The sequence below is a fragment of the Hallella colorans genome (genome assembly GCF_003096815.1).
Taxonomy (GTDB): Bacteria; Bacteroidota; Bacteroidia; order Bacteroidales; family Bacteroidaceae; genus Prevotella; species Prevotella colorans.
Genome location: NZ_QENY01000041.1, coordinates 1 through 6,044 on the forward strand (window position 1 = coordinate 1; position 6,044 = coordinate 6,044).

A 6,044-nucleotide genomic window follows, 5' to 3' on the forward strand; every position below is an offset into this window, starting at 1 on the left:
ACTTTAGTCAAAAATATGTCAGCTCATAAAGTCAGTAAGTCAAGAGATTAGTCTAAACTTATCTCTTGACTTACTTCTTGAACTTTGAACTCTCGCACCCCAGAAAGGTTACTTTATGGAACATAACAAACTATCTCTTTCTTTATACTGGCAAGGTGTGTCTTTGTCCGACAAACTCCGTTTCTGCCGACAAAGACCCTTGCCCCACAGGGGAATTAAATTACTCCAAAGTCGTAATTACAAAAAGGTAAGACAATGAATGACAAGATTGAACGATGGGACAGATGGGATACCCGTCTTCCTAATCCTAAAGACCAGCAACGGGCGATAGATTTGTTTCAACGTTCGGGCGCAGAAACCAAGTCAGATTTCGTACGTGGGCGCATTCTTGGAGAGAGTTTCAAGGTGATAACGGTGGATAAATCCGCCGTGGAATACTACCGTAAACTCTCCGAACTGACGGCACAAATCCATAAAATTGGCGTGCTCTATAACCAGACCGTGCGTGCCATTAACAGCTATCACAGCGTGAAGACCGCACAGATTCTGCTTGAAAAGTTGGAGAAACTCTCGGCTCAAATCATTGCCTTGCAAGAACAGGCTATCAGTCTTACGATAGATTACCGCAAAAAATGATTGCTAAAATATCTGCCACGGAAAACCTTGGAGGGGCATTAGGTTACAACTTCAAGAAAGTAGAGAAAGAGGAAGCAAGCATTCTTCTTGCCCAAGGCTTGTATCAAAACAAAGAGGGAACTTATACGATGGCAGAGGTGTTTGTCGATATGGAGGCTCTGATACCGAAGAAATGCCGAACGAAGAAAACGGTGTTCCATTGCTCGCTCAATCCGCACCCAGACGAGAAACTATCCGATGAAACACTTACACAGATTGCCAAAGAGTATATGGAAGCACTTGGCTATGGCAAGCAGCCCTATATTTGTTCAAACACAACGACATCGCCCATGAGCATATACACATCGTGTCGCTTCGAGTGGACGGAGAGGGACGAAAGATTAACGACAAGTTTGAGAAACGGCGGAGCAAGAAGATTACCGATGCCTTGGAAAAGAGGTTTGGTCTCATTCCAAGTTCAAAGGTCAATGACAAAACAATGAAAGAAACGCCCAAGATTGATACCACCCAAGGAAATATCAAAGAGCAGGTCGCAAGTGCCCTCCGCACGGTTCTGAAGCATTATCGCTTCTGTTCCTTGGGAGAATTGAATGCCATTCTTTCCGCTTACAATCTTGCAGTGGAAGAAGTGAAGACGGAGTTTCGGGGAAAGAAGTATGACGGCTTAGTCTATGTGCCTACTGATGATTAGGGCGACAAGGTAAGCACACCCATCAACGCATCGGACATCGGTCATGGTGTGGGCTATACTGCCATACAGAACAGGATACAGAGGTCGAAACAAACCATCAAACCACTGATACCAACCATAAGGAACAAGGTGTTACAAACAATGCGTACCTCTCCCAATACGGAGAAAGAACTTCGGCAAAGATTGGAGGAACAGAGCTTGCGTGTGGTAATTCGAAAGAATGATAATGGAAGAATTTACGGCATTACCTTTATTGATGACGAGCGGGGTGTTGCATTCAACGGTTCACGATTGGGCAAGGGATATTCCGCCAATGTATTCAATGCCTATTTCTCCAATCCTGCCCATAACCCATTCTTGGACGAAACGCTGTATGGCAGTCCGTCTGTCCATTTGGAACAATCGCCAACCGTTCAACCCTCGCAACAGAATACGGAAGAAAGCGATAATTTTGTTGATGAACTCATCGAGGATGTGATAAAAGGTTCGTTCACATCTACGGGCAACGATGATTGGAAAGAAGCGGCATGGCAGCGTAAACTCCGCAGACAAAGTAAGGTAAATCTTAGGCGAAGAAAACATTAAACAAACGAGCATTTCTATCTCCCCTCCTTAGGAGGGGTTGGGGGAGGCTTCCCAAAAACAATACGATTATGGCACAGGAAGATGATTTAAGGGCATTAGGTAAAGTCATGGACTTTATGCGGGGTATATCGGTGATATTCCTCCTTATCAATTGTTATTGGTTCTGCTACGAGGCATTTCATATCTGGGGCTTTACACTTGGCATCATTGATAAAATTCTGATGAATTTCCAGCGCACCACGGGATTGTTCTCGTCCATCCTTTGGACAAAACTCTTTTGGTACGCTCGGCATGAGCATTATCTAACGGGTGGAAGTCCCGAGTAAGCCCTAATAGCGGGAATTACATAGCCAAAGGCAAGGGTGTTCATCGTGAGGTGAAATCTGAAGGAAGCCGGCGGCAAACATCTGGCCTAACGAACAGAAACTTCATATAAGGCATATGACCATGGATAAGATTGCCAGACAAATCAAAGTCCCATAGCTATTCGGAATGGTCGGTGTAAATGAAGTAGGTATAAGATGGAAAGATAATGTTCTTATCCGAGGAGGTCTCACGGACGTTTCAAATAGTTGTTTTTACGAAAGAAGCGGAGTAAAGCTTGCCGTGAGAAGTCAGCAGAGGTCATAGTACCCAAGGTACGTGTGCCTACAGGGAAGGACCGAATCGTGCAGTGCAATAGTAAATGAATGCTACCCTGCTAATTTCTTCGTCAGATGTCCGAAAGGAGCTCTCTATCCAAGACGATAGGACGGAATCCGACAATAGGATAGAAGTGACGTTACTCAAAGGGATAGCTGAAAACAACTTGCCACACACCGTGAGGTGTAAAAGTACGAAACCGCCGTATGCCGAACGGCACGTACGGTGGTGTGGGAGGTCGGTAAATGTGAAAGTAGGAGGTAAATGCCTTTTATGAATAACATTTACCTCCTACCCGATTGTGGTGTTCCTTGATCTTTCCTGCCTTGGTACAAAGGGCGTGAATGAGGAGAAAATTACTTTATTCTCACAAAGAAAACCTTGTTTATTTCTGTTGGTTTCTTGATTTTTTTTTGCGGAGTTGGGGAATTTATATATATAATCGTATCCCCATCATCAAATTTCCCAAATTGATCTATAATGTCATTATGATAGACAATTTCATTCCATTCATTCATTCCTCCAACCTTCCATGTTCCTACAGTATCAGCCATAAATGGCACGGAAAATGATAAGGAAAATGTCATATCAGAATTAAATATTAATCTTAAATTATTATATTTTTCAATAGAATCCTTATAAATTTCAGAATCAGTATGATTAAAATCTAACTTATAAATTCCTACGATACTATTTATTTTATTGTATCTATAATTATAATCAGATATGCACCAATATAGCGCATATCCAATTATAAAAAAGAAGAATATTATAGTGGGTCTTTTCATTTTGGGTTCCTTATATATAGATTAAATGTTTGACTAACATTTCCATATGGAACCTTTTTGCCAAGCCCCCTCATGTATGACTTTGGATAAAATTTTTCCTTGGGGGCGATTTCCTTTCCTAAAGCTCCAGAAGTTAAACTTGTTATATTAAAAATAGTTATCTTTAACATATTATTCTTACCACGAATAATGGTAATGTTAGCACTTCCTACAAGTCCTGTCATATTATATGGCGTTCCTTCGCTTAATACATTTTTGCCGAGAGAAACCAATCCAAATGAATACTGTTTACCATTTACAGACTCTCCCTTATTAAAATCTGCAATAGCTGAATTTAGCACATCAGAACCTATAAATAAAGAGCTTATTATGCCATTTTCTGGGAAATTATAATTCTCAGGACCTGTTCCTGTTACAAAACCTGTCATAATAGCAGAAACCATATGAGCTTCGTAATTAGAATAATTAACAGCATCTGATTCATCTACATTAAAGACCTTATTCATAGTGACGAACATATTGTACTTCTTTGCAGAGCTTAATTCCGTATCAGTTACTTCATGCTTATTTTGATTAACGTATTTTCCTCTAACTTTATGTGGATACTCTCTCTTTCCATTTGTCGTTTCATTATAATTTTGAGAAGCCCATTTTATAAAGTCAACAACTTTCATGGCGTATTTTTCCTTATCAGATGGAACTTTAGGGTTATCCTCAGGTCCCATACCAGTAGGATCAATATACATTAAAGGATTATCATATACAAAGCAATATGTTACAACATTTGGATACTTTTCTTGCAGAGGATCTGTAGAAATCCACATGCTCAACCTCGGTTCATAGTATCTCGCCCCATAGTAATACAATCCAGTCTCCTCGTCAAATTCCTTCGCATTAAAGAGATAAGGGGTGTTCCAAGTATTGTTGCGCTCCTCGATGAATACCTCTCCGAATGGCACATACTCAATATGTTGCATGACCTCACCATCCAAGTTGGTGATGTAACTACTGCTGCCCAAGTGGTCGGGGTGATAGTAGAACTGCATCCGCTCGTTAGTGCCAGCTTCGCCAGCTCTCGTCTTGACCATTGCCCTTGCCTGTGCTGCCTCCGGCGTGTCGTCATCACTGCTAAAGCCTTTGCCATTGACATAATCGGTATTGTCCACACCGTTGTATGGCAAATCGAATGTCTTGTAATTTTCCTTGATGGATTGCAACTGCTGATTGTACTTACCCCTGTAATTGACAGTCACACCGTCAGCTTCATTGCCTGCGTATGGTATTCGTCTTGGGTCTCCACCATAAGAAGCCAAGTCGCCAAGTTTGCTGACGATTCTTTGTGAGCCAATGTAAATGTGTTTGGTGTACTTACCACCTTGCCCTGCCACCAAGTATGGGCTGACATAGAGACTGAAGCGTGCCGTACCAGTGTTACCACCCGAGAACTCGGAGTTCACATAGATGGCTTCGTTCTCACCTGAGGTCTTCACCGTGCGCTCACCGTCGGCATCATACCAATAGTTGCTTACAAAACCATTCTCGTCGGCTGCTAATAAGCGGTTCTCCTCGTCCCACTTGTACTTCTGCTCGGTTGCCCTGTCGTCTTCCTTGCCGTCATGCTTTACACGGGAGGTGTTGATGTAGACAAGGTTTCCGTTGGCATCATAGGTGTACTTGTGTCCGTTGTTGATATTGGTGCTGTCCGTCGGAGTTTCTTCCGTGCGGTAATTGATGTCACGAACACTGGTCAGTTGGAACTTTTTGCCCTCATCATTATTGTATGTGTAGGTGAGGTCGTAGCCTGCGTTGAGCGTGCCGTTGAACTGCACGTTACTTTGCGTGAGGTGCTGCTTCTTGCTCGTGATGCGGTGCATGTTGTCGTAGCCCATCGCAAGAGTATAAGAAGCTGTCTTATTGTCCGCACCCTTGTACGTTCCATTAGCTGTGCTTAGACGATACAGTGCATCATACGTATAACTGTGGCTCATCTGTCCGCCAGCCTTGCCGCTCTGTGGGAGTGGAGCATTGTTCTTTACGCCAAGTACGTTGCTCACGGCATCATAGCTGTAGGCATTGTCCATGATGGTGCCTGCCTTGGCATTCACCACGAGATTCTGCAGTCTGCGACGTTGTGGGTCATAGGAGTAGAAGGTCTCCGCTCCGTTACAATATTTGAGATAAGTGCGCTGCTCAAACTTGTCGTAGCCAATCTTATTCACATAATCGTAGCCGTAGGACTTATAGCCACGCACATGGTCCACCTGTCCTCCGAGGTTGTAGCCGTAGGTGACCTTTTCCTCATCGGGATAGATCATTTCCAACAGGCGGTTATGGCTGTCGTACTTCCATTGTGTGACGTAGGTTGCCACTGCCTGGTTGGGCACAATCAGCGTGCGCACGGTCTTCAATACTTCGCCCAAATTGCCGTAGTAGTATTCGATGGCACCGCTGCCGTCCTCACGGAGCATCAGCCTGCCAACGCGGTTATTGGAAGAGGTGGCACTGCCGTAGTGGTACTTTACGTTGTTTTCCGGGTGGTCGGGATAGTTGATAGCCGTCAATCGTCCGTAATCGTACTCGTAATTGATGGTCTTGCCCTCCTTTTTGAGGTTGGCAGTCTGCTTGGTGAGTACATTGCCGAGATTGTCGTAGGTAAAGGTGGTAATACCACTGGCAGGATGGTTCACCTCCGTGCGGCGGTC

At 43.6% G+C, this 6,044-nt stretch carries 3 protein-coding genes and 2 pseudogenes; 3 read left to right on the forward strand and 2 right to left on the reverse strand.

Annotated elements, in window-relative coordinates:
- Window positions 1–255: 255 nt before the first annotated feature.
- The 3 genes and pseudogenes from C7379_RS12280 to C7379_RS12290 all read left to right on the forward strand — a co-directional run.
- On the forward strand, window positions 256–636 hold the full coding sequence (locus tag C7379_RS12280; RefSeq protein ID WP_116617523.1) for a plasmid mobilization protein: 381 nt from the start codon (window positions 256–258) through the stop codon (window positions 634–636).
- Window positions 633–1,912, forward strand: a pseudogene (mobB, locus tag C7379_RS12285) (conjugal transfer protein MobB). The gene C7379_RS12280 and the pseudogene mobB overlap by 4 nt, the downstream one beginning before the upstream one ends.
- Before the next feature lie 68 nt (window positions 1,913–1,980).
- Window positions 1,981–2,190, forward strand: a pseudogene (locus tag C7379_RS12290) (YWFCY domain-containing protein); the annotation flags it as partial.
- 720 nt (window positions 2,191–2,910) lie between these two features.
- Here C7379_RS12290 and C7379_RS12295 read toward each other — a convergent pair.
- Window positions 2,911–3,342 (reverse strand): hypothetical protein, encoded by a 432-nt coding sequence (locus C7379_RS12295; protein WP_116617524.1) that lies wholly within the window; start codon window positions 3,340–3,342, stop codon window positions 2,911–2,913.
- Window positions 3,339–6,044, reverse strand: a 2,706-nt coding sequence (locus C7379_RS13060; RefSeq protein ID WP_243406811.1) for an RHS repeat-associated core domain-containing protein, incomplete at its 5' end; no start/stop codon positions are given. The genes C7379_RS13060 and C7379_RS12295, both read right to left, overlap by 4 nt.

Excerpts from the sequence above, each read along its gene's own strand:
- C7379_RS12280 (WP_116617523.1), top strand. The coding sequence starts at position 256 with ATGAATGACAAGATTGAACGATGGGACAGATGGGATACCCGTCTTCCT.
- C7379_RS12295 (WP_116617524.1), bottom strand. The coding sequence starts at position 3,342 with ATGAAAAGACCCACTATAATATTCTTCTTTTTTATAATTGGATATGCG.